Origin of the sequence: Streptomyces odontotermitis, from assembly GCF_050510915.1 — a bacterium.
Classification (GTDB): Bacteria; Actinomycetota; Actinomycetes; order Streptomycetales; family Streptomycetaceae; genus Streptomyces.
Window position 1 is genome coordinate 299,251 of the sequence record NZ_JBNJLS010000001.1, and the last position, 25,517, is coordinate 324,767.

22 protein-coding genes are annotated in these 25,517 nt (G+C 71.5%); 5 read left to right on the forward strand and 17 right to left on the reverse strand.

Translation table 11 applies throughout. The features are described from left to right. Positions 1-170 precede the first annotated feature (170 nt). The 4 genes from ACQB60_RS01430 to ACQB60_RS01445 all read right to left on the reverse strand — a co-directional run bounded on the left by ACQB60_RS01430 (position 171) and on the right by ACQB60_RS01445 (position 5,063). Positions 171-1,022, reverse strand: a complete 852-nt coding sequence (locus ACQB60_RS01430; protein ID WP_496923941.1) for an SDR family oxidoreductase — start codon at positions 1,020-1,022, stop codon at positions 171-173. Between the two features lie 112 nt (positions 1,023-1,134). Then, a complete protein-coding gene (pepN, locus tag ACQB60_RS01435; RefSeq protein ID WP_496923942.1) occupies positions 1,135-3,696 on the reverse strand; it encodes an aminopeptidase N in 2,562 nt (853 codons plus the stop codon). Between the two features lie 102 nt (positions 3,697-3,798). Next, the gene (locus tag ACQB60_RS01440; protein ID WP_496923943.1) at positions 3,799-4,128 is read right to left on the reverse strand and encodes a chorismate mutase; all 330 of its coding nucleotides are present in this window, start codon (positions 4,126-4,128) and stop codon (positions 3,799-3,801) included. Positions 4,129-4,139: 11 nt separating this feature from the next. Next, positions 4,140-5,063 (reverse strand): helix-turn-helix domain-containing protein, encoded by a 924-nt coding sequence (locus ACQB60_RS01445; protein WP_496923944.1) that lies wholly within the window; start codon positions 5,061-5,063, stop codon positions 4,140-4,142. A gap of 144 nt (positions 5,064-5,207) precedes the next feature. Between ACQB60_RS01445 and ACQB60_RS01450 the strand changes: the two genes are divergently transcribed. Continuing rightward, the gene (locus ACQB60_RS01450) at positions 5,208-6,956 is read left to right on the forward strand and encodes a glycoside hydrolase family 35 protein (protein WP_496923945.1); all 1,749 of its coding nucleotides are present in this window, start codon (positions 5,208-5,210) and stop codon (positions 6,954-6,956) included. A 65-nt stretch (positions 6,957-7,021) separates the two neighbouring features. Here the strand turns inward: ACQB60_RS01450 and ACQB60_RS01455 are convergent, their stop codons facing one another. The 4 genes from ACQB60_RS01455 to ACQB60_RS01470 all read right to left on the reverse strand — a co-directional run bounded on the left by ACQB60_RS01455 (position 7,022) and on the right by ACQB60_RS01470 (position 12,972). Further along, positions 7,022-10,135, reverse strand: coding sequence for an endo-alpha-N-acetylgalactosaminidase family protein (locus tag ACQB60_RS01455; RefSeq protein WP_496923946.1), 3,114 nt, complete (start codon positions 10,133-10,135; stop codon positions 7,022-7,024). Between the two features lie 109 nt (positions 10,136-10,244). Beyond that, on the reverse strand, positions 10,245-11,411 hold the full coding sequence (locus ACQB60_RS01460) for a sensor histidine kinase (RefSeq protein WP_496923947.1): 1,167 nt from the start codon (positions 11,409-11,411) through the stop codon (positions 10,245-10,247). Between the two features lie 7 nt (positions 11,412-11,418). Then, on the reverse strand, positions 11,419-12,078 hold the full coding sequence (locus tag ACQB60_RS01465; protein ID WP_496923948.1) for a response regulator: 660 nt from the start codon (positions 12,076-12,078) through the stop codon (positions 11,419-11,421). A gap of 129 nt (positions 12,079-12,207) precedes the next feature. Then, entirely contained in the window at positions 12,208-12,972 is a 765-nt protein-coding gene (locus ACQB60_RS01470) for a S1 family peptidase (RefSeq protein ID WP_496923949.1), read from the reverse strand. A gap of 252 nt (positions 12,973-13,224) precedes the next feature. On the opposite strand from ACQB60_RS01470, the gene ACQB60_RS01475 reads away from it, so the two are divergent. Next, positions 13,225-14,142 (forward strand): hypothetical protein, encoded by a 918-nt coding sequence (locus ACQB60_RS01475; protein ID WP_496923950.1) that lies wholly within the window; start codon positions 13,225-13,227, stop codon positions 14,140-14,142. Between the two features lie 25 nt (positions 14,143-14,167). On the opposite strand, the gene ACQB60_RS01480 is transcribed toward ACQB60_RS01475, so the two are convergent. The 3 genes from ACQB60_RS01480 to ACQB60_RS01490 all read right to left on the reverse strand — a co-directional run bounded on the left by ACQB60_RS01480 (position 14,168) and on the right by ACQB60_RS01490 (position 16,816). Continuing rightward, on the reverse strand, positions 14,168-15,022 hold the full coding sequence (locus tag ACQB60_RS01480; protein ID WP_496923951.1) for a pentapeptide repeat-containing protein: 855 nt from the start codon (positions 15,020-15,022) through the stop codon (positions 14,168-14,170). A gap of 20 nt (positions 15,023-15,042) precedes the next feature. After that, positions 15,043-16,518: a DEAD/DEAH box helicase gene (locus tag ACQB60_RS01485; RefSeq protein WP_496923952.1), complete on the reverse strand. Its 1,476-nt coding sequence runs from the start codon at positions 16,516-16,518 to the stop codon at positions 15,043-15,045. A gap of 94 nt (positions 16,519-16,612) precedes the next feature. After that, positions 16,613-16,816 carry a cold-shock protein gene (locus ACQB60_RS01490; RefSeq protein ID WP_384850827.1) on the reverse strand — a complete coding sequence of 68 codons (204 nt, stop codon included), beginning with the start codon at positions 16,814-16,816 and terminating at the stop codon, positions 16,613-16,615. 510 nt (positions 16,817-17,326) lie between these two features. Between ACQB60_RS01490 and ACQB60_RS01495 the strand changes: the two genes are divergently transcribed. After that, the gene (locus ACQB60_RS01495; RefSeq protein WP_496923953.1) at positions 17,327-18,244 is read left to right on the forward strand and encodes a tyrosine-protein phosphatase; all 918 of its coding nucleotides are present in this window, start codon (positions 17,327-17,329) and stop codon (positions 18,242-18,244) included. Here ACQB60_RS01495 and ACQB60_RS01500 read toward each other — a convergent pair. Further along, complete coding sequence (locus tag ACQB60_RS01500; protein ID WP_496923954.1) at positions 18,216-18,836, reverse strand: PadR family transcriptional regulator; 621 nt, start codon at positions 18,834-18,836, stop codon at positions 18,216-18,218. The two genes, ACQB60_RS01495 and ACQB60_RS01500, sit on opposite strands and share 29 nt — an antisense overlap. Before the next feature lie 70 nt (positions 18,837-18,906). Here ACQB60_RS01500 and ACQB60_RS01505 point away from each other — a divergent pair, with 70 nt between their 5' ends. After that, positions 18,907-19,635: an SDR family NAD(P)-dependent oxidoreductase gene (locus ACQB60_RS01505; RefSeq protein WP_496923955.1), complete on the forward strand. Its 729-nt coding sequence runs from the start codon at positions 18,907-18,909 to the stop codon at positions 19,633-19,635. A gap of 216 nt (positions 19,636-19,851) precedes the next feature. Here ACQB60_RS01505 and ACQB60_RS01510 read toward each other — a convergent pair whose 3' ends face one another. Beyond that, the gene (locus ACQB60_RS01510; RefSeq protein ID WP_496923956.1) at positions 19,852-20,970 is read right to left on the reverse strand and encodes a hypothetical protein; all 1,119 of its coding nucleotides are present in this window, start codon (positions 20,968-20,970) and stop codon (positions 19,852-19,854) included. 21 nt (positions 20,971-20,991) lie between these two features. Next, entirely contained in the window at positions 20,992-21,213 is a 222-nt protein-coding gene (locus ACQB60_RS01515; RefSeq protein ID WP_496923957.1) for a hypothetical protein, read from the reverse strand. Positions 21,214-21,369: 156 nt separating this feature from the next. Between ACQB60_RS01515 and ACQB60_RS01520 the strand changes: the two genes are divergently transcribed. Next, the gene (locus ACQB60_RS01520) at positions 21,370-22,272 is read left to right on the forward strand and encodes a chitosanase (protein WP_496923958.1); all 903 of its coding nucleotides are present in this window, start codon (positions 21,370-21,372) and stop codon (positions 22,270-22,272) included. A 23-nt stretch (positions 22,273-22,295) separates the two neighbouring features. On the opposite strand, the gene ACQB60_RS01525 is transcribed toward ACQB60_RS01520, so the two are convergent. Genes ACQB60_RS01525 through ACQB60_RS01535 form a run of 3 tightly spaced genes read right to left on the reverse strand, consistent with a single transcriptional unit; the run spans position 22,296 to position 25,507 of the window. Continuing rightward, positions 22,296-23,132, reverse strand: coding sequence for a carbohydrate ABC transporter permease (locus ACQB60_RS01525; RefSeq protein ID WP_496923959.1), 837 nt, complete (start codon positions 23,130-23,132; stop codon positions 22,296-22,298). After that, a complete protein-coding gene (locus ACQB60_RS01530; protein ID WP_384851340.1) occupies positions 23,129-24,133 on the reverse strand; it encodes a carbohydrate ABC transporter permease in 1,005 nt (334 codons plus the stop codon). Before ACQB60_RS01530 ends, ACQB60_RS01525 begins: the two co-directional genes overlap by 4 nt. 60 nt (positions 24,134-24,193) lie before the next feature. Beyond that, complete coding sequence (locus ACQB60_RS01535; protein ID WP_496923960.1) at positions 24,194-25,507, reverse strand: sugar ABC transporter substrate-binding protein; 1,314 nt, start codon at positions 25,505-25,507, stop codon at positions 24,194-24,196. Between the last annotated feature and the right edge of the window lie 10 nt (positions 25,508-25,517).

The following is a 25,517-nucleotide window of genomic DNA, read 5'->3' on the forward strand; positions in this document are numbered from 1 at the left end:
CACCAGCCTGTACGGCGCGGGGGTCGGATCGCCCGGCGTGTGGGGCGATCCGACCCGAAAGAGTGGTACTGCCGTGCGGGGAAAGGACGTTGGGTTATCGTGCGCGGCTGCCTCTCTCTCGCCCCGTCCCCCTCGCCCCGGCCCCGCCCGTCCCTCTGTCCCCCTGCCTCTCAGGCGCTGAAGTCGTCCCGGTGGTCGTGGGCCCACTGCTGGAAGGTGCGGGCGGGGGCGCCGGTGACGGTGGCGACGGTGGTGGTGATCTCGGGTTCGGTGCCGACGCTCTCGGCGAAGGAGTCGAGGAGGGCGGGGAGCATCTGCGGCGGGATGTGCGGGTAGAGGTCCGGGCCGACGTCCTCGCGGGGGATCTCGGTGAAGGTGAGGTCGCGGCCGAGTGCGCGGCCGATGGCGGCGACCATGTCGCGGCTGGTGACCGCCTCGGGTCCGGTGAGGCGGTGGGCGCGGCCCGCATGGCCGTCGTCGAGGAGGGCGCGGGCGGCGACGGCGGCGATGTCCGCTTCGTGGACGGGGGCGGCGGCGAAGTCGGCGAAGGGGTCGCGCACGGTGTCGCCGGTACGGATCTGGGGCGCCCACTGGAAGGTGTTGGTGGCGAAGAAGCCGGGGCGCAGGAAGGTCCAGTCGAGGCCGGTGTCGCGGACGAGCTGTTCGAGCTTCTCGTGTTCGACGTAGATGGGGTGGGCGCGCTGGGTGTCGTCGGCGTCCTCGGTGACGATGAGCGAGGAGAGGACGACGATGCGGCGTATGCCGTTCTTGCGGGCGGCGGCGAGGAGTTCGGTGCCGTTGTCGCCGAGGGCGGAGCGGTGCAGGAAGAGGGCGTCGGCGCCGTCGAACAGGGCGGGGTAGGTGTCGGGGCTGGTGTGGTCGAGGCGGGCCACGTCGGCGGCCGCGGGGAGGCGGGCGCGGTCGGGGTCGCGGGTGAGGGCGCGGACGGGGGTGCCGTTGTCGGTGAGCTGGGTGACGAGGGCGCGGCCCACGTTTCCGGTGGCTCCGGTCACGACGATCACAGGGTGTCTCCTTCTGGTCCGGCCGGGCCCGGCCCCGGCTCGTGGTGAGCCTAGGCCGGGCTGCGGGGGGTGCGGATCGTCGGTTGGACCGGGTGTGCGTAGGTCTGCGGACCTACGACTTGCCGCCCTGTCGGACCCTCAATGCCCGTGCCAGGTCGTCGAGTTGGTCGACGAGTTTGCGGCGGAGGGCGGGGATGGGGTCGGCTTCGCGCAGGCAGGTCTCGCCGAGGGTGAGGGTGTCGGCGTCGACGGCGTTGACGGGGAAGGCGTAGCGTCCGGCGGCGTCGGCGATGGCGGGGCCGCGGCGGGCGGCGAGCGCGGGGGCGTCCTGGAAGTAGCGGGGGACGTACTCCCGTACGAGATCGGTCTGTTCGGGCTGCCAGAAGCCCTGGGCGGTGGCGGCGAACAGGTAGTTGGACAGTTCGGTGCCGTCGCCGGCGGCGAACAGGGCGTCCCAGGCGGCGCGTTTGGCGTCGGGGTCGGGCAGGGCGGCGCGGCAGCGGGCGGCGCCTTCCTGGCCGGTGGCGCTGGGGTCGCGGTCGAGTTCGGCGGTGATGGCGGCGGCGTCGGCGGCGCCGATCACGGCGAGGCGGTGGAGGGCGCGCCAGCGCAGTTCGGGGTCGAGGGCGGGGCCGCCGGGGACGCTGCCCTCGGTGAGCCAGGAGTGCAGCTCGTCGGGGCGGGGGGTGGCGTCGATGAAGCCGCGGACGGCGGTGAGGCGCAGTCCGGGGTGGGAGCCGTCCTCGGTGCGGCGGATCAGGTCGCGGCAGAGTTCGGTGAGGGTGGTGAGGGCGGTGGGCCGCTGTGCGGGGGCGAGGTAGCGGTCGGCGACCTGGCCGACGGCGAAGGCGAGGACGCCCTGGACGACGGCGAGGTCGCGTTCTTCGGGCAGGTGGGTGCGGGCGGCCTGGAGGTAGGTGGTGGCGTCGAGTTCGCCGTCGCGGACGAGGTCGCGCAGGCTGTTCCACAGGACGGCGCGGGTGAGGGCGTCGGGGACGGCGGACAGGGAGGCGAGGGCCGTCTCGGCGGAGGTGGGGTCGAGGCGGATCTTGGCGTAGGTGAGGTCCTGGTCGTTGGGGACGAGCAGGGCGGGGCGGGTGCCGCCGCGGGGGTTCGGGGTGGGGGTGGCGGCGGGTACGTCGACGTCGAAGCGTTCGCGCAGGACGAGGGTGCCGGGTTCGCCGAGGTCGTGGTCGTAGGCGCCGACGGCGATGCGGTGGGGGCGGCTGCCGTCGCGGTGGATGTCGAGGGTCCAGTCGCGGCCGGTGGTGGTGATGCGCGGGGTGAGGGTGTCGACGCCGGTGGTGCGCAGCCAGGCGTCGGCCCAGGCGTGCACGTCGCGGTCGGTGGCGGTGGCGAGGCTGTCGATGAAGTCGGCGAGGGTGGCGTTGGCGAATTTGTGGCGGGCGAAGTGGGTGTTGATGCCCGCGAGGAAGTCCTTCTCGCCGAGCCAGGCGACGAGTTGGCGGAGTGCGGAGGCGCCCTTGGCGTAGGAGATGCCGTCGAAGTTGAGCATGGCGGACGCGGTGTCGGGGACGGCGTCCGGGTCGGGGGCGACGGGGTGGGTGGAGGGGCGCTGGTCGGCGTCGTAGCCCCAGGACTTGCGGGAGATGGCGAAGTCGGTCCAGGGGTCGGTGGATGGGGTATCCCCTGCTCGAACGGAGTTGAGAGCTTGGGGAAGGGTGGCTTCGGCGGTGGTCTGGTAGCCCATGTACTCGGCGAAGGACTCGTTGAGCCAGATGTCGTCCCACCAGGTGAGGGTGACGAGGTCGCCGAACCACATGTGGGCCATCTCGTGGGCGATGACCATGGCGCGGGTCTGGCGTTCGGTGTCGGTGACGGCGGAGCGGTAGATGAATTCGTCGCGGAAGGTGACGAGTCCGGGGTTCTCCATGGCGCCGGCGTTGAACTCGGGGACGAATGCCTGGTCGTAGGAGTCGAAGGGGTAGGGCTCCTCGAACTTCTCGTGGTAGCGGTCGAAGCAGGCGCGGGTGACGTCGAGGATCTCCTCGGCGTCGGCGTCGAGGTGGGGGGCGAGGGAGCGGCGGCAGTGGAGGCCGAAGGGCAGGCCGCGGTGTTCGGTGCGCACGGAGTGGTAGGGCCCGGCGGCGACGGCGACGAGGTAGGTGGAGATGAGCGGGGTGGTGGCGGCCCGCCAGGTGCCTTCTCCCAGGTGTTCGGTGACGCTGTTGGCGAGGACGGTCCAGCCGTCGGGGGCGGTGACGGTGAGGTCGAAGCGGGCCTTCAGGTCGGGCTGGTCGAAGGCGGCGAAGACGCGCTGGACGTCTTCCATGAACAGCTGGGTGTAGACGTAGGTCTCGCCGTCGCTGGGGTCGGTGAAGCGGTGCATGCCCTCGCCGGTGCGGGAGTAGCGCATGGCGGCGTCGACGCGCAGCTCGTGCTCGCCGCGGGTGAGGGCGGTGAGCGGGAGCCGGTTGTCGGTGAGGGTGGTGGGGTCGAGGGGCTGCCCGTCGAGGGTGACGGAGTGCAGCTCGCCCGGCTTGAGCTCGACGAAGGTGGCCCCGTCCGCGGTGTCCGTCAGGGTCGTGAAGTGGATGACGGTGCGGGAGTCGAAGGTCTCGTCACCGGTGGTGAGATCGAGGTCGATCGCGTACCGCTGGACGGTGAGGAGCTGGGCTCGGGTCTGCGCTTCGTCGCGCGTCAGTACGGGCATGGGGACATGCTGCCCGATGCGGTGGGGCGGGTGGAGGGGGTGGCCCCGCCCGGGTGGAGGGGGTGGCGGCCCTGGCTCGGCTTTCCTGGCGGTCCCCGCTGCTCAGACCCCGTCGGCGATCTGCTCGTGGTGGCGGATGACCTCCGCGATGATGAAGGTGAGGAACTTCTCCGCGAAGGCGGGGTCGAGCCGGGCGCTTTCGGCGAGGGTGCGCAGGCGGGCGATCTGGCGGGCCTCGCGGGCGGGGTCGGCCGGGGGCAGCTGGTGTTCGGCCTTGAGGTGGCCGACGCGCTGGGTGCACTTGAAGCGTTCGGCGAGCATGTGGACGACGGCCGCGTCGATGTTGTCGATGCTGGCGCGGAGCCGGTTGAGCTCGGCCTGGACGGCGTCGTCGGTGGCTCCGTCGGGGGCGGGGGCGCTGCTGGTGGTCATGGGGTCCGAGCCTACGTGGCGGGGTGGGGTGTGCCGTCGGGTGCGGGCTCGGCGGGGCCGGATCTGAGCATCGGCGGATGGTCGGGGTCGGGTATCTGCTGGGACCAGCCGCCGGGCACGGCGCGGCCCTGCTGTTCGCGGAAGCGGACGGGTGCGGTGCCGACGCGGCGGGTGAAGAGGCGGGAGAAGTAGGCGGGATCGTCGTAGCCGACGCGGCGGGCGACGGCGGCGACGGGCAGCTCGGTGGCGGCGAGGAGTTCCTTGGCGCGGCCGAGGCGGATGCCGAGCAGGTAGTCCTTGGGGCTGCAGCCCGCGCCGCGGCGGACGGCGGTGCGGAGTTCGGCGGGTGTCATGCCGTGCCGGGCGGCGTGTTCGGCGACGGAGAGCGGCTTGAACGCGTCGCGGGCGAGGGCCTGGAGGACGGGGTCGCCGTCGGGGGCGATGTCGGCGCGGGCGCGGCGCAGCGCGACGAGGAGTTCGTGGACGGCGGCGCTGGTCTCGACTTCGAGGAGGGGGTTGCCGCGGCGGGCGGCGCGGGCGATGCGGGCGACGACGGCGCGGGCGGCGGAGGAGTCGGAGAGCGGCACGATGGGCCGCTCGGGCTCGATGTAGCCGAGTTCGGTGTAGGTGGCGGTGGCGGGCCCGGTGAAGTCGACGAAGTACTCGTCCCAGCCGGTGTCGGGGTCGGCGCCGTAGTGGTGCGGGACGTCGGGGGCGATCCAGATGAGGGCGGGTGCCGTGACGGTGCGGCGGCGGCCGTCGGCGGTGCGGAACCAGCCGCTGCCCGCGCTGATGACGATGGCGACGTGGTGGTCGAGGGAGCGCGGGCCGACGGTGGGCAGCGCGCCGTGCTGCATGCCGACGCCGAGGCACACCAGGCCGAGGCGGTGGTGGGCCGGGCTCGGCGTGAAGTAGCGCATCCAGGTGTGGTACATCCGCGGTTGCCCCTTTCCTGCCGGTCCGTTCGGTTCTTGTGGCTGCTGCGTCCAACCCGGCTCGATCTTTGTCCATGGACCCCGCCGCCCGCCAGAGGTGATCGTGGGCGAGCAGTTCGCGTGGGTGAGAGGGAGAGGGGCCGCATGGCCGAGTTCCGGGTGGGCGAGGACGATTTCGAGCTGGACGGGCGGCCGGTGCGGCTGCTGTCCGGGGCGCTGCACTACTTCCGGGTGCACGAGGGGCAGTGGGGGCACCGTCTTGCGATGCTGCGTGCGCTCGGCCTCAACTGCGTGGAGACGTACGTCCCGTGGAATGTGCACGAGCCGCACCCGGGTGACTTCCGGGACGTGGAGGCGCTCGGCCGCTTCCTGGACGCCGCGCACGAGGCGGGTCTGTGGGCGATCGTCCGGCCGGGTCCGTACATCTGCGCCGAGTGGGACAACGGTGGCCTGCCGTACTGGCTGACGGCCGCGGTCGGGGCCCGCGCGCGCACCCGTGACGCGGAGTATCTGGCGCACGTGGAGCGCTGGTTCGCGCGGCTGCTCCCGGTGATCGTGGAGCGCCAGTGCGACCAGGGCGGCCCGGTCCTGATGGTGCAGGTCGAGAACGAGTACGGCAGCTACGGCTCCGACCAGCGGTACCTGCGGGCGCTCACGGACCTGCTTCGCGAACACGGCGTGAGCGTCCCGCTGTTCACCTCGGACGGGCCCGAGGACCACATGCTGACGGGCGGCAGCGTCCCCGGTGTCCTGGCGACGGCGAACTTCGGCTCGCAGGCCCGTGCGGGCTTCGAGACGCTGCGCAGGCACCGCCCCAAGGGTCCGCTGATGTGCATGGAGTTCTGGTGCGGCTGGTTCGACCACTGGGGCGCGGAGCACGTCGTCCGCGATTCCGGGGACGCCGCGGAGGCGCTGCGCGAGATCCTGGAGTGCGGTGCGTCGGTGAACCTGTACATGGCGCACGGCGGCACCAACTTCGCCGGGTGGGCGGGCGCGAACCGGGCCGGGGAGCTGCACGAGGGGGCGCTGCTTCCGGACGTCACGTCGTACGACTACGGGGCGCCCGTCGACGAGTTCGGGCGCCCCACGGAGAAGTTCTGGCTGTTCCGGGAGGTCCTCGCGCAGTACGCGGACAGCCCGCTGCCTGAGGTCCCCGCCGCCCCGCCGCGCCTCTCCTCCCCCGCGAGCGCGGCTCTGTCCGACTGGGCGCCGCTCGACGTGGTCCTGGAGGCGCTCGGCGCCCCGGAGTCGGAGCACGCGGTGCCGCCGACGTTCGAGGAGCTCGGCGTGGACCGGGGCGTGGTGCGCTACGCGCTGACCGTTCCCGGGCCGCGCCGCCCGTACCCGCTGAGCGTGCGGGGGCTGCGGGACCGGGCCGTGGCGTATGTGGACGGGGCGCGGGCGGGGGTTCTCACGGAGGAGGACCCTGTTCTGGCCGAGCCCGTCGCCGGGCATGCGCGCGTGGAGCTGTGGGTGGAGTCGCTGGGGCGGGTGAACTACGGGCCCCGGACCGGGGAGTCGAAGGGGATCGCGGGCGGGGTGCTGCATGAGCGGCAGTACTTGCACGGGGTGCGGGCGCGGGGGCTGCGGCTTGACGCGTTCGAGGACGCGGGGGCGGTTCGGGGGGTGCCCGCGCGGGAGGGGGGCGCGGGGCTCCCCGGTCTGTACCGAGGTGAGGTGGTGGTGCGGGGGGCGGGTGACGCGGCGCTTGAACTGCCGGGGTTCGTGCGGGGGTTCGTGTGGGTGAACGGGTTCTGTGTGGGGCGGTACTGGTCTGCCGGGCCGCAGGGGTCTCTGTACGTTCCCGGTCCTGTGGTGCGGGAGGGAGGCAACGAGGTGTGGGTGCTGGAGTTGGAGGGGGCGGGGAGTGAGGCGCGGGTGGAGTTGAGCTGAGGCGAGCACCTCGCCCTCGATCGCCGGACGGGCCGGATGATCCAGCCCGTCCGGCGATCGTCCCCTCACACCTCCCGCACCACGAACCCGTCCAGCACGAACTCCGCCACCCCGTCGTCCCCCACCTTCCGCAGGCCCACCCACGCCGCGCCCTTCTCCGGCGCCGTGAACTCGTAGGTGAGCGTGGTGGGTTCGGTGGCGGCCGGCAGGGCCTCGCGGGTGAGTTCCCGGGCGGCGGGCTCGTCGACCGCCGTCACCCACGCGTACTGGTCCGCCTTCTCGTTCTCGTAGCGGAACGAGACCCGGTACCGCTTGCCCGCCTCGAAGCGGACCGTGTGCGGCACCGTCCGGTAGACGAGGCCCTTGTTCTCGCCGCGGGACTTCAGGGACTGGCTGCCGTCGATGACGTCGTCGACGGCCTTGCCGTTCCAGCCCCGCTGGGTGAAGGGTGCGTGCCGCTGCGCGATGTGTGTGCGCGGGTCGTTGGCGTCGCCCGCGTCGCCCTTCACGAAGGGCCCCCACCCTTGCGGCACGTGCTCGAAGTCCTCCTGTACGAGGGTGTCTTCGGCGAGCGCCGCGGGGCTCCCCGTGGCCGCCGCGACGCGGACGTTGTCGAAGCGGATCCGCGCCGCCCCCTTCTCCGCCCGCAGCGCCAGCTCCACCGCTCCCCCGCCCTCGGGCACCGTGAACGGCGTGAACAGGCGCTGGAAGCGGGTGCCGTGCTTGCGGTCGCCCGCGATGTAGTTGACGGCGGTGGACGTGGTCATCCAGTTGGTGGCGGTGACGCCGTCGGCGGTGCGGACCTCCAGGGCGGCCCGGCGCTTCTCGCCCGCCTTCTCGCCCACCTCGACCTGGACCGACGCCACGTATGCCCCGGCCTTCAGGCGGGTGAGACGCTGGCCGGCCGACGCGGCCGCTCCGGCGCCGATCACCAGCTCGTAGTCGCCGAGTTCGCTGCGCCGCACGGCCGCCGGGCCCGTGACGCGCCAGCCGTCGAGGGTGCCGGAGTGGAAGCCGGGGTCGCGCAGCGGGGTGCCCTCGCCCCAGTCCGCGTCGCGGACCGCGCCCGCGCGCCGCCGGTAGATCACGTACGGCTGTTCGGCCTTGGCCGTGAGAGTGATCTTGCCGCCGCGTACGGGGACGTCGGCCTCGAAGACGCGGCCCTGGTCGGTGAGGCGGTAGACGGAGACCTTGCGGGCGTGGGACCAGCCGCGCGGGAGGCGCCAACTGCCCGTGCCGCCCTGGGGGTTGTAGTGGTACAGCTTGGCCGGGTCGGTGGCCTTGCGGGGCTCCCAGGGGAGGAGGTAGGTCCCGCCGTCGTAGACCAGTCGGCCGTCCGTGGTGATGCGGCGGGTGCCGCCGTCCGCGTCGGAGACCGCCGTCTTCGTGGGTCCGAAGAAGGTGATCTCGTGCTCGGCCCACGTCTTGATCGGGTACGCCTGGAGGTACTTGGCGGGCAGCGAGTGGGTCCAGATCAGCTGGTAGAAGGGCGCCCAGTCGGTCTTGCCCTGCCAGCCCTCGAAGGTGCCGAGGCGCGGGATGCCGAGGAGGGTGGGCCACTTGTCGGCGAAGACGTCCTTGTGGTGGTTGCGGATGAAGCGGATCAGGCGGGAGTTGATGCCGCGCGAGGTGTCGGGCCCGTAGTCGGTCTCGGTGGCCCAGTGCGACCACAGGGAGGAGCGCTCCAGGCCGTGGCCCCACTCGCTGTCGACGGTCCAGCCCTGCTCGCGCAGCGCCCGCTGGAGCCGGTCGGAGTTCCAGCCGGACTCGCGGAACACGTCGATGTAGAGGGAGTTGAGGCCCGGGTCGGCCTCGCGGCGCAGGTCGGCGAAGCGCTTGATGATGTCGCCGGAGACGAGGTCGCGGCGCGCGTCGATGCGGTAGCTCTGGTCGAGCCAGTCCCACTGCTTGTTGGTCTTGTCGACGAGGGTCTCGGAGAAGGCGTGCGCGACCGGGTAGGACTCGGTGGCGTTGACGTGCACGGCGAAGTCGCTGTTCCACTTCTTGCCCGCGCGCACCAGGGAGTTGAGGTCGTCAAGGCCGCCCGCGCGCGTGTTGTAGTTGCCCGCGTAGTCGGGGTGGGCGGAGTCGTGGCCCTCGGACTGGTAGCCCTTGAGGAGCGTGAACTGGCGCAGGCCGTCGGTGGCGAGGTGGACGCGCTTGACGTTGTCGAGGGTCGCGAGGAACGGGTTGGTGGCCTGTGAGGCGAAGTTGTACGCGATGTGCGGGACGACGCGCAGGTGCTGCTCGTCGGCGCCGAGCGGCATCACCATGATGTCGCGGAAGGCGATCGCGGCGTCCTGCCAGTCGACCTTGCCGTCGCCGTTGCGGTCGCCGGTGATGACGACGGTGGCGTACGGGAGGGGCTCGGTGGTGTCGACGGGGGACGTGGCGGCGCGGTGCGTCCACTGCCCGGGGGTGAGCCTGGCGGCGACCTTGCCGTTCTCGGTCACCGTCTCGCGCCACAGGCGGCCGTTCTCCCAGGTCGTCCCGGCGGCCGAATCGGGCTTGTCGTAGACGGTGTTGGTCTCGACGGCGCCGCCGAGCGCGTCGTGGGCGACGACGGCGTAGGCGCAGCCGGTGGCCTTCTCGGCGGGGGTGTCGGCCTTGACGGTGACGAGGGTGTCGCCGCTCTTGGCCTTGTCCAGCTGGATCTTGGCGGCGAGCAGGTGGGCGCCGGGCTGGTCGCTGTGGACGGAGAGCAGCGCCAGGCCGGGGATGCGCAGGGTGCCGACGCGCAGCGCTCCGGTGTCACTGATCCTGGTCACGCGCCAGTCGACCTGGTGGCCCTCGGCCCTGATCTCGACGTCGATGGTGGTGCCGCCGTCGAAGGCGAGGGTGTACGCGATCCGGTCGGCGCCCGGGGCGGCGGTGACCTTCGGGGTGTGCGGCTTCTCGTCGATGAGGACGCCGGTGACGGGCTCGGGCTGTGCGTGCAGGACGGCGCCGGAGGCGCGGTCGGTGTAGGAGACGATGCGCGGGAACGCGGTGTCGACGCGGACGTCCAGGTGCGCGGAGCGGAGCGTGACCTCGCCCTCGGCGGCCGCGGGCTGCGCGGGCGCGGCGGACGCGGCGGACGCGCCGGGGGCGAACCCCCCTACGGCAGCGCCGATCCCGGCTAGCGCGCCCGTGGCGACCACGGCTCTGCGGCTCGGGCCGGACGTGTCTGACGGCAGCATGACGCACCTCTCCGTAGGACGGTCTTCCGTGCCCAGAAGGGTGCTTCGGGTGGGGCGCGTGCGCCCATGGACAAAGCAGGGAGATTGTTGGACTAAGGCGTACGAGGGGTCAGTCCGCCCGCCCGTACGGCAGTACCGCCCGCACCTCCCAGCCGCCCTCCGGTGACCGCCCGGCCACCAGTTCCCCGCCGAGCGCGCGGACCCGCTCCTCCAGGCCGGTCAGGCCGAAGCCGCCGTCCTGGCGGCCCCGCTCCCCCGCGGGCCCCGGCTGTGTGCCGTCGTCGGCGACGCGCACCTCGACTCCTCCGGCGACGACGCGCACGGCGACCCGTACCGCCGTGGCGTCCGCGGCGTGCTTGCGGGTGTTGGTGAGGGCTTCGCGGACGATGTGGTGGGCGGTCGCGGCGAGGTCGGCGGGGAGGCGCTCCTCCAGGACCGGGTCGACGTAGACGACGGTGGGCGGTCCGGTGCGGGCGAACGCCTCGGTCAGGTCGCGGAGTTCGGCGATGCCCGCGACGGGTGCCGTCTGCGCCTCGTCCTCGCGCAGCACCCGCACCAGGCGCCGCATCGCGCCGAGTGCCTCGTCCCCGGCCTCCTCGATGCGGCCGAAGGTGCCGGCCGCGGCCTGCCCGGACAGGGCGGTGAAGCGGGCGGCGCGGGCCTGCACGACGATGCCGGTGACGTGGTGGGCGACCAGGTCGTGCAGTTCGCGGGCGAGTTCCAGGCGCTCGGCGGCGCGCACGGCCGCGATGTCGCGCTGCCGCTGTCCTGCCTGGATGCGCAGCAGCAGCGAGAAGGCGCTGACGACGGCGGCCACGACGGAGAAGAGGAGGGTGAACGCGCCGGGTCTGGCGTCCCGTACCGGCGCCGCCACGCAGGCGAGGCCGAGGCAGGTGCCGAGGACGGCGGCCTGTCGTGCGGGGCTGTTGAGGAGGACGCCGGTGAGGAGCACGAGGAGGGCTGCGGCCTCGCCGAGGCCCCAGACGAGCTGCGGCCGGTCGATGAACATCAGGGCGAGCGTGGTCGCCCCGGACACGGCGACGGCGATCCAGCCGCGGGCGGCGAGCGGCACGCCCCGCCAGGGCACCGCGCACAGGCAGACGAGGACGCCGCACGCCCAGACGGCGGCGTGCGGGCCCGAGGGCTGGCGGGCCAGGGCGAGGCCCTCGAAGGTGACGGCGAGGATCAGCGCGGCGGCGAGCAGCAGCTTGGCGGCGGTGCGGCGCGCGGGGCTGCCGGTGAACCAGGCGACGGGGGACCTGAGGAGTGGGTGCACCGGTGGCTCACGGGTTCCGCTGGGCGAGTCCGCTCTCCCAGGCCCAGGCGGCGATCTCGACGCGGTTCCTGGCGTCGAGCTTGGCCTGGACGTTGGCGAGGTGCGTCTTGACGGTCGAGAGGGAGACGTAGAGCGAGGCGGCGATCTCGGCGTTGGTGGAGCCGCGGGCGAGGGCGCGGATGACGTCCTGTTCGCGCTGGGTGAGCGGCTCGGAGGGGGCGCGGGCGGCGCGTACGGGCTCGGTGGGGGTGAGCTCGCGCAGCAGCCGTACGGTGATCGCGGGTGAGACGAGGGAGTCGCCGACGGCGGCGGCGCGCACCGCCTCGACGAGCATCGCGGGGCTCGCGTCCTTGAGCAGGAAGCCGCTGGCGCCGCCGCGCAGGGCCGCGTGCACGTATTCGTCGCGGTCGAAGGTGGTGACGATGACGATGCGGGGGCGGCCGCCGTCGCGGGCGGACAGGCGCCGGGTGACCTCGAGTCCGTCGAGGCGCGGCATGCGGATGTCGAGGAGCAGGACGTCCGGGTCGTGGGTCTCGACGGCGGCGAGTGCGGCCTCGCCGTCCACGACGTCCGCGAGGACCTCGATGTCGGCCTGGCTCTCCAGGATCATGCGGAAGCCGGTGCGGACCATGTCCTGGTCGTCCGCGATGACCACCGTGATCGCCATGTGGAGCCGCCCGCCTCACCTCGCCGTGTCCCGTACGCCCCCGAGTGTCCCATATGTACACAGGGGGCGTACGGGCAGAGGCGGGCTGTGCGAGGCCGGTCCCGGGCCTCAGTGGTCCGCCGTGCGGGCTCAGAGCCCCGAGGCGGCCTTGGCTATGTCCGCGGAGAAGGTCGAGACCTCGGTGTAGACGCCGGGGAACTTCGGCCGGGCGCAGCCGTTGCCCCAGCTGACGATGCCGACCTGGACGTACTCACCGGCGTCGTCCTTGCGGAACATGGGGCCGCCGGAGTCGCCCTGGCAGGTGTCCACGCCGCCCTCGGCGATCTTACCGGCACAGATCTCCTCGCCGGGGGTGAGGTCGTCGCCGTACGCGGCCTGGCAGTCGGCGTCGCTGACGAAGGGCACCTTCGCCTTGAGGAGGTAGCGCTGCTGCTCGCCGCCTTCCTTGTCGGCACCCCAGCCGGCGATGTCGAACTCGCCGTTGTTGAGCTTGTCGTCGGAGGCGATCTTCAGGGTCGGCTGGTCGATGGGCTTGGCCAGCTTGATGAGCGCCCAGTCCTTGCCCTTGCCGTTGTAGCCGGGGGCCTGCAGGACCTTGGTGGACTTGACCTTGACCGCGTCGGGGCTCTCCAGGTCGACGACGCCCGCGGTCGCGGTGATGCTGGTGTTGTCTCCGGAACCGTCCACGCAGTGCGCGGCGGTCAGCACGATGTCCTTGGCGTACAGGGCGCCGCCACAGCCCATCGACAGGCGCACCATGAACGGGAATTCGCCCTGTTCGGCGGGGGTGCCGCCGACGACGGGCGGGGTGGCCGCGGTGGCGGTGAGGGGCTGCATTCCGACGGTCGCGAGGGTGAGGGCACCGAGGACGGCGGCTCTCTTCAGTCCACGCATCTGCTTCTTCAACGTGCTTCCCTTCGTGGGGGTTTGTGGGGGGTTGCACGCACGGCGGAGCGACGCTTGCCGGCCCTGACACACACCGGTGACGTGATCCTGCCAAGCGTTGTTGGATTATGGAGATCGGCACGTACGCGCGACAAGGGGCGCGTTTCAGCCAGCGGGGTCCAGTTGAGGCAACCTCACCCGCGCCCGGGGGCGCGAACCCTCGTACAGTGAGGAGGAGTTGAGACGTCAGGGGGTGCGGACGTGGCAGCACGCAACGGTGGCACCCCGGTCGAGCACGGCTTCCCGCACCTGGAGACGGTGCGCTCGGCGGTCAACGCCCTGTACAGAAGGCTCTCTTACGACACCGTGCACGCCTTCGACGTCAGCGTGGCCCCCGTCGACGTGGCCTTCGACGACACCGACGACCTGCACCTGGGCGCCCAGCGCGTGGCCCGCGAACTGGTGCGCCACTTCCGGCTGCCGGACGCCCGCGTGATCGTCAGCTTCCGCGAGATGGAGCACGCCGCGAGCGTCGAGCTCGCCGCGGGTCCCGAGTACTTCGTCGAGCTCAACGACCGTTTCCGCACCCACCGCAGGGACATCGGCGCGGCCCTGGCACACGAGATCATGCACGTGTACCTGCACCGACTGGATCTCACCTTTCCCGGCACCCGGGACAACGAGATCCTCACCGACACCGCCACCACCTACCTCGGCGCGGGCTGGCTCCTGCTCGACGCCTACCGCGAGGACGGCGCCTCCTCGCAGAAGCTCGGCTACCTCACGCCGGAGGAGTTCGGCTACGTCCTGGCGAAGCGCTCGCTGGCCTTCGCCGAGTCCCCCGAGACCTGGTTCACCAGCGCGCAGGCGTACACCGCGTACACGTCGGGCCTGGCGCAGGCGCGCGCCGACGCACAGCAGCCGCCGATGACGGCGGCGGGCTGGGCCGGGCGCCGCCGCTATGCGAAGGACCGCCGCTACGCCCTCGACCAGGGCGTCTTCGGCGCGGTCCGCGCGGGCAGCCCGTACTCGTTCTCGTTCGCCCCGTCGGGCGGCGAGCGCGGCCTGCGCGTCGAGTTCCCCTGCCCCGCCTGCCACCAGCGCATCCGCCTGCCCGCCCGCGGCCGCATCCGCGCCCGCTGCACGCTGTGCCGGACGGTCCTGGAGTGCGATACGTGACGGCGGTACGGCCGGTACTGCGGGGCTAGGCCCAGTGCGCGGGCCGGGTCAGCGCGCCCTTCGGCAGCCGCGTGCCCGCGTCGCCCCGGGCGGCGTTGACCTGGGTCTGGGTGAGGAAGAGGCTGCCGGTGAGGTCGGCCCCGCACAGGTTCGCGCCCCGCAGGTCGGCCCCGATCAGATCGGCGCCCCGCAGATCGGCGCCGCTCAGGTCGGCGCCGATGAGATAGGCCCCGCGGAAGTCGGCCCCGCGCAGATCGGCGCCCTTCAGCCGCGCCCCCATGAGGTCGGCCCCGCGCCGGTTCTTCTTCTTGCCGCCGCCACCGGCCTTGGCGCGCACGAGCTCGCTGACGCGCAGCAGCAGGCCGTTGACGTCCTGCCGCTCGGCCGCCGGATCCACCGCGGCGAACTCCCCGGGGGCGACGCGTGTGAGCCGGTCGACCCGTTCGTACGCGGCCCGCAGCTCACCGCCGAGCGGCCGGGCCGCCGGGAGCGCCACGGCCTGCCCCAAGTACCAGAGCAGTTCGTGGAGTTGCCGCATCACGGGCAGCGCGTCGAACATCGCCCGCCGGTCCCCGGCCGGTGCCCCGCGCCAGCTCCGCCCGCCGAAGGTGACCTGGGAGACCTTCTGCCCGGCGCCGAAGCAGTCGTACACGGTGCACCCGCCGTACCCCTGGGAGCGCAGCTCCCCGTGGATCCCGCACCGGAAGTCCTCCTGCAGATTGCCGCAGGGCGTCCCGGCCGCCTTGTCGGCGGCGAAGTCGGCGGAGGCGGTGAAGGCGAGGGCGACGCAGCAGAGCGCGAAGCAACTGCCGCAGTCGGCGTGCAGCTCGTTCGGCTCGTTCGGCTCGGTCGTCTCGGTCGTCTCGGTCGTCTCGGGCATGGGGGTCACCTCGGTGTGGATCAGGCGGCGGGACGCCGACCGCGCCCGCCCCGACGCCGCCGGGACGAGGAGGACTTGGGCCGGGAGCCGGCCGCGGCCGCGGGCTGGGGCCGCGGCACCTCTATCACCACGGGCACGCCCGAAGGCTCCCGCGCCCCGGTGATCCGCGCCAGCTCCTCGTCCGCCGACGAGATCCGGGCCTCCCGGGCCGAGATCCCGGCGTCCCGCATCAGCCGCGACATGTCCCGCTTCTCCTCGGGGAGGACCAGCGTGACGACGCTGCCCGACTCGCCCGCCCGCGCGGTGCGCCCGCCCCGGTGCAGGTAGTCCTTGTGGTCGGTGGGCGGGTCGACGTTGACGACCAGGTCGAGGTCGTCGACGTGGATGCCCCGGGCGGCGACGTTCGTCGCGACGAGGGCGGTGACCTGCCCCGTCTTGAACTGGTCCAGGGTCCGGTTGCGCTGCGGCTGCGAGCGGCCGCCGTGCAGCCCGGAGGCCCGCACCCCGTTCGCGAGGAGCCGCTTCACGAAGCGGTCCACGGCCCGCTTCGTGTCGAGGAAGAGGATGACCCGCCCGTCGCGCGCCGCGATGCGCATCGCGACGGCCTTCTTGTCGGTCTCGTCGGCGACGTGCAGGACGTGGTGCTCCATCGTCGTCACCGCGCCCGCCGACGGGTCGACGGAGTGCACCACCGGGTCGCTGAGGAACATCCGCACGAGCCGGTCGATGTTCTTGTCGAGGGTGGCGGAGAACAGCATCGTCTGGCCGCCCTCCTCAACCTGCTTGAGCAGACCGGTGACTTGGGGCATGAAGCCCATGTCGGCCATCTGGTCGGCCTCGTCGAGGACGCTCACGCGGACCTGCGACAGATCGCAGTCGCCGCGGTCGATCAGGTCCTTGAGCCGCCCGGGGGTCGCCACGAGCACCTCGGCGCCGCGCCGCAGCGCGCCCGCCTGCTTGCCGATGGAGAGACCGCCGACGACCGTGGTCAGGCGCAGCCGCACCGAGGTGGCGTACGGGGTCAGGGCGTCGGTGACCTGCTGGGCGAGCTCGCGCGTCGGCACCAGGACCAGGGCCAGCGGGCACTTGGGCTGGGCGCGGCGGCCCGCGGTGCGGGCGAGCAGCGCGAGGCCGAAGGCGAGGGTCTTGCCGGAGCCGGTGCGGCCCCGGCCGAGGATGTCGCGCCCCGCGAGGGAGTTGGGCAGCGTCGCGCCCTGGATCGGGAACGGCTCGGTCACGCCCTGATCGGCGAGCGTCTTCAACAGGGCCTCGGGCATGTCGAGTTCACCGAACGACTCGACCGCGGGCAGCGCGGGCGTCACGCTCTTCGGCAGCGCGAACTCGGCGGGGGCCGCCGCCGCGGGCTTGCGTCCCGGCCGGCGCGCGCCGCCCTTCGCCGCGCCGCCCTTGGCCGCACCGCCCTTGGCCGCACCGCCCTTTCCACGGGTGTTGGAGGGGCGTCTGGCCGGACGGGCCGAACGTTCGGAGCGATTCATGGGGACAAGCCTTCCTGGGCCGGTGACAGCAGAAGCCGGGGCCCGCACCGTGCTGGTGCGGGCCCCGGCTCAGCGATGCGCGCTAAGACGACGCTCAGGCGGGAACGATGTTCTCGGCCTGCAGGCCCTTCTGGCCCTGGGTGACCTCGAAGGTGACCTTCTGGCCCTCGACGAGCTCACGGAAGCCCTGCGCGTTGATGTTCGAGTAGTGGGCGAAGACGTCGGGGCCGCCGCCGTCCTGCTCGATGAAGCCGAAGCCCTTTTCCGCGTTGAACCACTTAACGGTGCCGGATGCCATGTCAATCTCCTCAACAGGGGCAGAGTACGGAGAGCCACGGAATTGTGGTCCTCCCAGCGCTGCAATGACCCCCATCCCGGAGAGACCGGAAAAACAATAAAGCGCCCAAGGGAAAAATCCGCATTCCGTCAGGCGCACATAAAGTTCATGGGTACCAAAACTGCAACGATCAACCCTAACACGCGACGCGGGCGCCACCATTCCGGGGCCCACGCGACGTGAGGCAGGTCTCACTCGCCGTGGCCGCACGCTCGCCGCGACCGTCGTCGCTCACCGTGACTGTCGTCACATACCGTGACCGGGACGAGCGCCGGGCCCGCGGAGCCGAAGAGCCGCGCACCGAGCGCACCGCACAGAACCCCCGAACCGGCCTGCGGTCAACGGAGTTTGACGTTCCGTCAGTTACTCGTGTCCACTGCCTTCCCCCTTCAAGACCACCTCGCTACCTTCAGCCAAACAATCGCTTGGTTGAACCCAGGAATCAGCGAACGGAAGACGGAAGGCGGCCCGATGCGCATCACTCGCACCCGTACGGCGGCCGGAATCGCACTCTCCGCGCTCGCCCTCACCACCGTGCCCGCGGCAGTGGCCGACGCCACGCCCACCGCACCCTCCGTGGCCCACCACCGCACGGCGGACACCATCCACCAGGTCCCGCTCCAAGGAGCCGTGAACGTACGGGACGTGGGGGGCTACCGGACGTACGACGGAAAGCGGGTCGGCTACGGCCGGGCCTACCGCGCGGACGGGCTGAGCAAGCTCACCGACGCGGACCTGACCACCGTCGCCGGGCTCCGCCTGACGAAGGTCATCGACTACCGGGTGGCCGCCGAGGCCCAGTACGACGGCGCGGACCGGCTGCCGGGCGGGCTGACCGCCACCTCACGGCCGGTGACCGACAACGGCCTGTTCGCGACGCTGATGACGGCGATCGGCTCCAAGGACCCGGTGAAACAGGAGGAGATGCTCGGGAACGGCAAGGCGGCCGCGTTCATGCGGGAGGTCTACCGCACGTTCGTCACCGACCCCACCGACCGCACCCAGTTCGCGGCCACCCTCCGCGACATCGCGGCCAGCCGCGCACCGCTCCTCTACCACTGCACGTCGGGCAAGGACCGCACGGGCTGGACGACCTATCTGCTGCTGCGCCTCGTCGGCGTCCCGGACTCCGGCGCCCGCGGCGACTACCTGGCCTCCAACACCTACCGGGCGGCGTACGACGCGAAGCTGCGCGAGACGCTGAAGCAGACCGGGATGATGCAGAACCCGGACCTGATCATCCCGCTCCAGGAGGTCCGCGCGGACTACCTGGACACGGCGCTGGCGGAGGCGGAGAAGCAGTACGGGAGCCTCCAGGGCTATCTCACGAAGGGGCTCGGCCTGGACGCGGCGACGATCGTCACGTTGCGTCAGCGGATGGTGGGGTGAGGCCCGGCTCCCGGGCGGCGAGCTCCTCGATGTCCCCGAGCATGGCCTCGGCGAGCTCGCGCTCGGCGGCGTAGTACCGCTCGGCCCACTTGAGGGTGAGCGCGGGGTAGGCCCAGGCGGCCTCGCCCCGCGCCCGCTCGATGTCCTCCTCGGCGCGCAGCCGCATGCGCTCGGCGAACTCCCGGTGCCCGGCGAGGACTTCACGCATCTGCTCGGGCTCCAGGAGGTGGCCGAGCCAGAGCCGCAGCATGGGCCCGTGCTTGAGAACGGGCGGATCGACGGGCGCCTCCCGCGCCCACTCCCGTACGGCGGCCATCCCCTCGTCGGTGATCCGGTAGAGCCGCTTGTCGCGACCGCCGGGCTCCTGCGGGACCCGGCGCGAGGTGGCGTACCCGGCCTTCTCCAGGCGCTTCAGCTCGCTGTAGATCTGGCTGAACGACGGGCTCCAGTAGAAGAAGCAGAGCGAGCCGTCCGCCCACTTCTTCAGGTCGTAGCCGGACAGCTCCCTGCCGAAGGAGAGGAGTCCGAGGACGGCCCAGCTGGTCGCGGGGAGCGGAGGAAGTCCCTGGGGTGCGGGGGGTGTTGTGGCCACGGCACGCAGTCTACGTTGACCCTCATATTCCTATTAGGCATACGCCGAAGGCCACTTGGGGTGTGAGCGCATGATCTCGATGGACGGCAAGGTCGTACTGATCACGGGGGCGGGCCGGGGCCAGGGGGCGGCGGAGGCGCGGCTGTTCGCGGAGGCGGGGGCGCGGGTCGTGGTCACGGACGTGCGCGAAGAGGAGGGCCGCGAGGTCGCCGAATCCCTGGGCGGCCAGGGTCTGTTCGTACGCCACGACGTCGCGGACGCGGCGAGCTGGGCGGCGGCGGTGTCGGCGGGACTCGCGGCCTTCGGGGGCCTGCACGCCCTGGTCAACAACGCCGCGCTGTGGCGGACGGCGCCGGTGCAGGAGGAGACGTACGAGAACTTCGAGGCGCTGCTCCGGGTGAACCTGCTGGGCCCGTTCCTCGGCACCCAGGCGGTACTGCCCGCGCTGCGGGAGGCGGGCGGCGGGTCGATCGTGAACGTGTCGTCGACGGCGGGCCTCGTCGGGATACCGGGGCACGCGGCGTACGGGTCGACGAAGTTCGGGCTGCGGGGGCTGACGCGGTCCTCGGCGCTGGATCTGGGGCGGTTCGGGGTGCGGGTCAACTCGGTGCACCCGGGGGTGATCGACACACCGATGGTCGCTGCGGCGACGGCGGGGCGGGACTGGTCCCATCTGCCGCTGGGGCGGGCCGGTCGGGCCGGGGAGGTGGGGGAACTGGTGCTGTTCCTGGCGTCGGACGCGGCGTCGTACGTGACGGGGGCGGAGTTCGCGGTGGACGGGGGCTCGACGGCGGGATGATCTTTCCCTTTCCCCAACCCCGCCCCTCCCCGAATCCGCCGACTCCGTCGGCCCTGGGGCACCAAATAGCCCGTCCGGCGATTGAGGACGAGGCCGTCCAGGCCGATCGGGGGTCTAGGGGCGCAGCCCCAGGACGAGCGCCCCAGGGCCGCGGAGCGGCAGTTTCGGGAAGGGGCAGGATTGGGGAAAGAACCGCCGGAGGCGCCCCCGCCCCCCCTATCCCGCCGCTTCCTGGAACGCCGGCAGCTCGAAGATCCGCGTCTTCGCCCCGTCGTCCATCAGCTCGACCAACGGCAGCACCAGCTCCCACAGATCCTGCTTGGAGACCTCAAGGGCCAGCGCGTCCAGTTCACCGTCCGAGAGAGCGGCCGCCGAGTCCGCGACCATCTTGCGGGACGCATCGGGCAACAGCTCCACCAGCGGCAGGAACTCGGCCCACAGCCCGGTGGCGACGACCGCCCGCACCACCCCGCCGAGAACCCCCTCCTCCCGCAGCGAGGGCAGCACCGCGACCGCCCGCCGCTCCTCCTCGCTCAACAGCGCGACCAGCGGCAGCAGCGACTCCCACAGGTCCTGCGCGGCCACCGTCGTCACCAGTGAGTCGAGCCGCTCCTGCGACTGCCCCGCCGCCAGCGAGGCGATCCGCCCGCGCTGCTCCCCCGGCACCATCCCGGCGACCGCGAGCGCCTCGGGCCACAGCCCCGGGCTGCCGGGCCCGGCGCCGTCGCCCGCGGAGGCGATCACCGTCGCGAGCCGTTCCTCACCCATCAACTCGATGATCTGGCCGAGCCGTTCGGGCACGTCTATGGCGAAGCCGGTCTTCAGGACGGCCTCGTCGCCGACCTGCGGCAGGATCCGCTTCAGCGCCGAGTCCCTCAGGTAGCCGACGAAGCGCCCCATCGTCAGGTAGTCGCCGCGCTCGGCGAGCGCCACCGACACCCGGACCACCAGGTTCTCGTCGAGCCGGTCCACGATCCCGCCGATGCGCCGCGGGTCCAGGTGCCCGCAGGACTCTGCGGTGAAGGAGACCGGCAGCTTCTCGATGATGTCGGCGGCCCGTCCCGGGTCGAGGCGGCCGGCCACCGCGGCGGCGAGCCGCGGGCCGAGGGCCTTCTGCGAGATGGCGGCGGCCACTCCGGCGGGCACCAGCTTGGTCGCGGAGGCGATCCGGTCGAGCATCTCCGGGGCGCGGTCGAAGAGCGCGGCGACGGTCTGCTCGCGGAAGCGCCGTACGTCCTCGACGGGCAACTCTCCGAGGAACGCGAGCCGTTCGGGGTCCACGTCCAGGAGGCGGGCGATCTTCAGGGTCTCGGCCCTGCTGCGCAGCTTGTCCATGACTGTCCTGGCCCCTCGTCGTCAGCGGAAGAGAATGCGGCGGACGGGTCCGCGGGCGAGCGCGGGCACCAGCTTGAGCGCCTCCTCGGCGGCCTCGCTGAGGCCCGAGGCCCTGCTGTCGCGCTCCGCCCGCACGGCCCCGGCGAGGAGGTCCGCCTGCTCGGGCGTCAGCGCGCCGAAGGAGTCCGGGGGCGCCGCCCCCAGCTCCGTCCTCAACTGCTCCAGTGCGGCTTCGGTGCTCACGGGACCTCCCACGACGCGCGGCTCTGGCTTCGTCTCCCGAGACTGGTGCGCAATTGACTATTAGTCAATAGTCGGGCGGCGAGGCCGTGGCGGCGGGCCACCGGTGGGCCACCGGTGGCCACGCGGCCCACTCGGGGCTCTCGTACTCTTGGCGCCATGAAACGTGCCGGTCTCCTGCTCTTCGCCGTCGCCGCCCCCGTGGCGACGGCCGCCGTCTACCTCGTGTCGGGCGGCTCCTCCGACGACTCCGGAGACGGCGCGAACAAGAAGCCCGCCACCGGGCGCCCGTACGACGACGGCAAGTCGGCCGCCGAGAAGAAGGCCGACGACGAACTCATCGCGGACCTGCCGCCCGGACTCGCCGCGCCCGCCAAGAAGGACCTGGCCCAGAAGCTCGTGGCGAGCGCGGAGAACTCGACGCTCGACTGGCGCGGCCAGTACGGCTACATCGAGGACATAGACGACGGGCACGGCTACACCGCCGGGATCATCGGCTTCTGCACCGGCACGCACGACCTGCTGACCCTCGTCGAGCGCTACACGAAGGACCACCCCGGCAACGGCCTGGCCCGCTATCTGCCCGCGCTGCGCAAGGTCGACGGCAGCGACTCGCACGAAGGGCTCGACCCGGGCTTCACCAAGGCGTGGAAGGCGGAGGCGGCCAAGCCCGCCTTCCAGAAGGCACAGGACGCGGCGCGCGACCGCGGCTACTTCGGACCGGCGGTGCGGCTCGCCAAGCTCGACGGGCTCGGCACGCTGGGGCAGTTCATCTACTACGACGCGATGGTCCTGCACGGCCCGGGCACCGGCCCCGCCGGCTTCTACGGGCTGCGCGAGGCCGCCATGAAGGAGGCCGACACCCCGGCCCAGGGCGGCAAGGAGAAGGCGTATCTCGACATCTTCCTCGACGTGCGGAAGAAGGCGATGCGCAAGGAGAAGGCGCACCGCGACACCACGCGCATCGACACCGCGCAGCGGCAGTTCCTCTACGACGGCAACATGAGCCTGAAGACGCCGCTGACCTGGAAGGTGTACGGGGAGACGTTCAAGGTCCCGTAGTCCCGTACACCCCCGGGGAGTTGTCAGCCCTTGACCGCGCCCGCCGCCAGGCCCGAGCCCAGCTTCCGGTGGACGATCACGAAGAAGATCATGACCGGCAGGGTGATGAGGGTGGAGCTGGCCATGACCGGGCCCCAGTCCGTGGTGTGCTCACCGAAGAACTGGAAGATGCCGACCGCGGCCGTGTACTTGTCGCTGGCCTTCATGAACGTGTACGCGAAGACGAACTCGTTCCACGCGGTGATGAACGCGAAGATCGAGGTCGCGACGAGGCCCGGCGCCACCAGCGGCAGCAGCACCGACCAGAACATCCGCGGCCAGGACGCCCCGTCGATGTAGGCGGCCTCCTCGACCTCCTTCGGCACCGTCTGCACGAAGCCGCGCAGCGTCCAGATCGCGAAGGGCAGCGAGAGCGCGATGTAGACGATCGTCAGGCCGAGCAGCGAGTTGAGCAGGTCGTAGTCCCGCATCTGGATGAAGAGCGGGATGACCAGGGCCTCCAGCGGCACCATCTGCACGATCAGGACCATGATCAGGACGGAGGTGCGGAAGCGGAACTTGAAGCGGGCCACCGCGATCGCCGCGAACAGCGCGAGCAGCGCGGAGGCGACGATCGTGCCGATGCCGACGAGGGCCGAATTCAGCAGGTACGTACCGAAGTTGCCCCGGTCCAGGACCACCTTGAAGTGCTCCATGCTGACCCCGCTCGGCAGCATGTCCGAGCCGCGCGTGAGCGCCTTGGGGTCGAGCGCCGTGGAGACCATCCAGTAGACGGGGAAGAGCGCGAAGACGAGCAGCGCCGCGACCGCGAGGACGAGCCCCGTCGTACGGGCGACGCTGGTCCGACGAACGCCGTTCACAGGTCCTCCTCCCCCTGCTTGAACAGTGTGCGGATGTAGACGACGGTGATCGCCAGGAGCAGCAGGGTCAGCAGCACCGCGGCCGCGGCGCCCGTGCCGTAGTCGTCCTTGGCGAACGCCTCGATGTAGGAGAAGACCCCGAGGTTCTCGACGTCCTCGTTCGAGCCGTTGCCGCCGGGCATCAGGAAGACCTGGGTGAAGACCTTGAAGTCCCAGATCGTGGAGAGGATGGTCACCACGAGGAAGACGGGCTTGATGGTCGGCACGGTGATCTTCCAGAACCGCTGCCAGGCGTTGGCGCCGTCCAGCATCCCCGCCTCGTACAACTCCTTGGGGATCGTCATCAGGCCCGCGAGGACGGTGATGGCGACGAACGGGAAGCCGTGGTGCACCACGTTGACCGTGGCGATGGCGTAGAACGGGCCGCGTTCGGTGAACCAGTTGGTGGTCTCCGGGTCGATCAGGCCCAGATGGCCCGCGAGTTGGCTGAACATGCCGTCCTGCGGCGAGAACAGCCAGACCCACACGTAGGTGCCGGTGACGGCGGGCATCGCCCAGGCCGCCAGGACGGCGACCGAGCAGATCAGCCGCCAGACGGGGCCGAGCCGGTTGAGCAGCAGGGCGACGAGGGTGCCCAGGGCCACGGTCAGGGCCACGCACGCGACGGCGAAGAACACCGTGTTGGGCAGGACCGTCTTCCACAGCAGTTCGCTGGTGAGCAGGTCCTCGTAGTGGTCGAGGCCGGTGAACGTGGAGACGCTGCCGCCGAACTTGACCTCGTAGTCCTGCATGGACAGCTTGCCGACCTGGATCAGCGGCCACAGCAGCAGACCCGCGAGGACGACGAGGGCCGGGGCGAGCAGCAGCCACGGCCGGGTGATCGCGACGACCCTCTTGCGGCGCAGGGCCGTGGCGGCCGGGGGTGATTCCTTGGGTTCCTTGGCGGGACGGCGGGCCGAAGGGATCTTCGACCCGCCACCGCCGACGAGCGTTTCCTTCACGGCGTTCGGTTCCTCGATCAATTGCCTGGGTGCCGTCGACGACTGTGTTCTCCCCGCCCGCTACTTCTCCTTGGCGAAGATCTCGTCCATGTCCTTGGCGGCCTTGTCCGCGGCCTCCTTGACGCTGGCCTTGCCGGTCAGGATGGACTGCACCATGCGCGGGATGACCTGCGACGCCTGGATCTCGCCGTACGACTTCGTCTTGGGCACGGTGGCGCCCGCCTCGATCATCTGCTTCGCGAACGGCTCGACCAGCGGGTCCTTCTGGGCCTCGATCTTCTTCAGCTCGGAGTTCTGGCCGGGGAAGTAGTTGGTCTGCTTGGCCCACTTGGCGGCGAACTCGCCGGTGGTCAGCATCTTCACGAACTCCCAGGACAGCGCCTTGTTCTTGGTGTCGAACGCGGACAGGTAGGAGCCGCCGAGGAACGACTTGCTCATGCCGCCGGTCTGGCCGGGGATCGGCACGGCGGCGAGCTTGCCCTTCAGCTTCGGGTTGGCCTCGACGATCGCCTTCGGGGTCCAGTTGCCGCCGATCGCCATGGCGATCTGCCCCTTGCCCCAGGCGTCGCCGACCTCCTTCTCCGTCCAGGTGTTGACCTTGGCCGGGGAGACCTTGTCCTTGGTGGCGAGGCCGGTGTAGTACTCAATGCCCTTGATGGCCTCGGGCGAGTTGATGGTGGACTTCCACTTGCCGCCCTCCTCCTTGGCGAGGTCGCCGCCCGCACCCCAGATGAAGGGGGTCGCGAACATCTCCGCGCCACCGGCCACGGGGAAGGGGATGAGCCCGGGCTCTTCCTTCTTCAGCGTCTTGGCGGTCTCCTGAAGCTCCTTCCAGTTGGTCGGGGCCTTCAGGTTGTGCTTCTCGAAGATGTCCTTGCGGTAGACGATGGACCGCACGCCGGCGTACCAGGGCATGCCGTACTGCTTGCCGTCGAGCGTCCCGGCGTCCTTGAGGCCCTCGACGAGGTCGTCGTTGAGCCCGGACTTCTTGACCTGGTCGGTGACATCGACGAGGGCGTCCGTCTCGGCGAACTGCGGCACCCAGGTGGTGCCCACCTCGGCGACGTCGGGGACCTGGTCCTCACCGGCCGCGATGGCGGTCGTGAACTTCTTCTGCGCGGTGGCCCACTGCTGGTACTCGACGTGGATCTTGGCACCGGTCTTCTTCTCGAAGGCCGCGGCGGCCTCCTTGAAGAAGGGCTTCGGGTCGGGGTTGGTCCCCTCCATGATCCATACGGTCAGGGTCTTCCCCTTGCCGTCGACCTTGCCCTCGCCGAGACCCGAGTCGTCCTTCTTGTCGTCGTCTCCGCAGGCCGTCGCGGTCAGCCCGAGCGTCATGGTGATGGCTACCGCGGCAAGGACACGTCGCTTCATACCGGGCTTC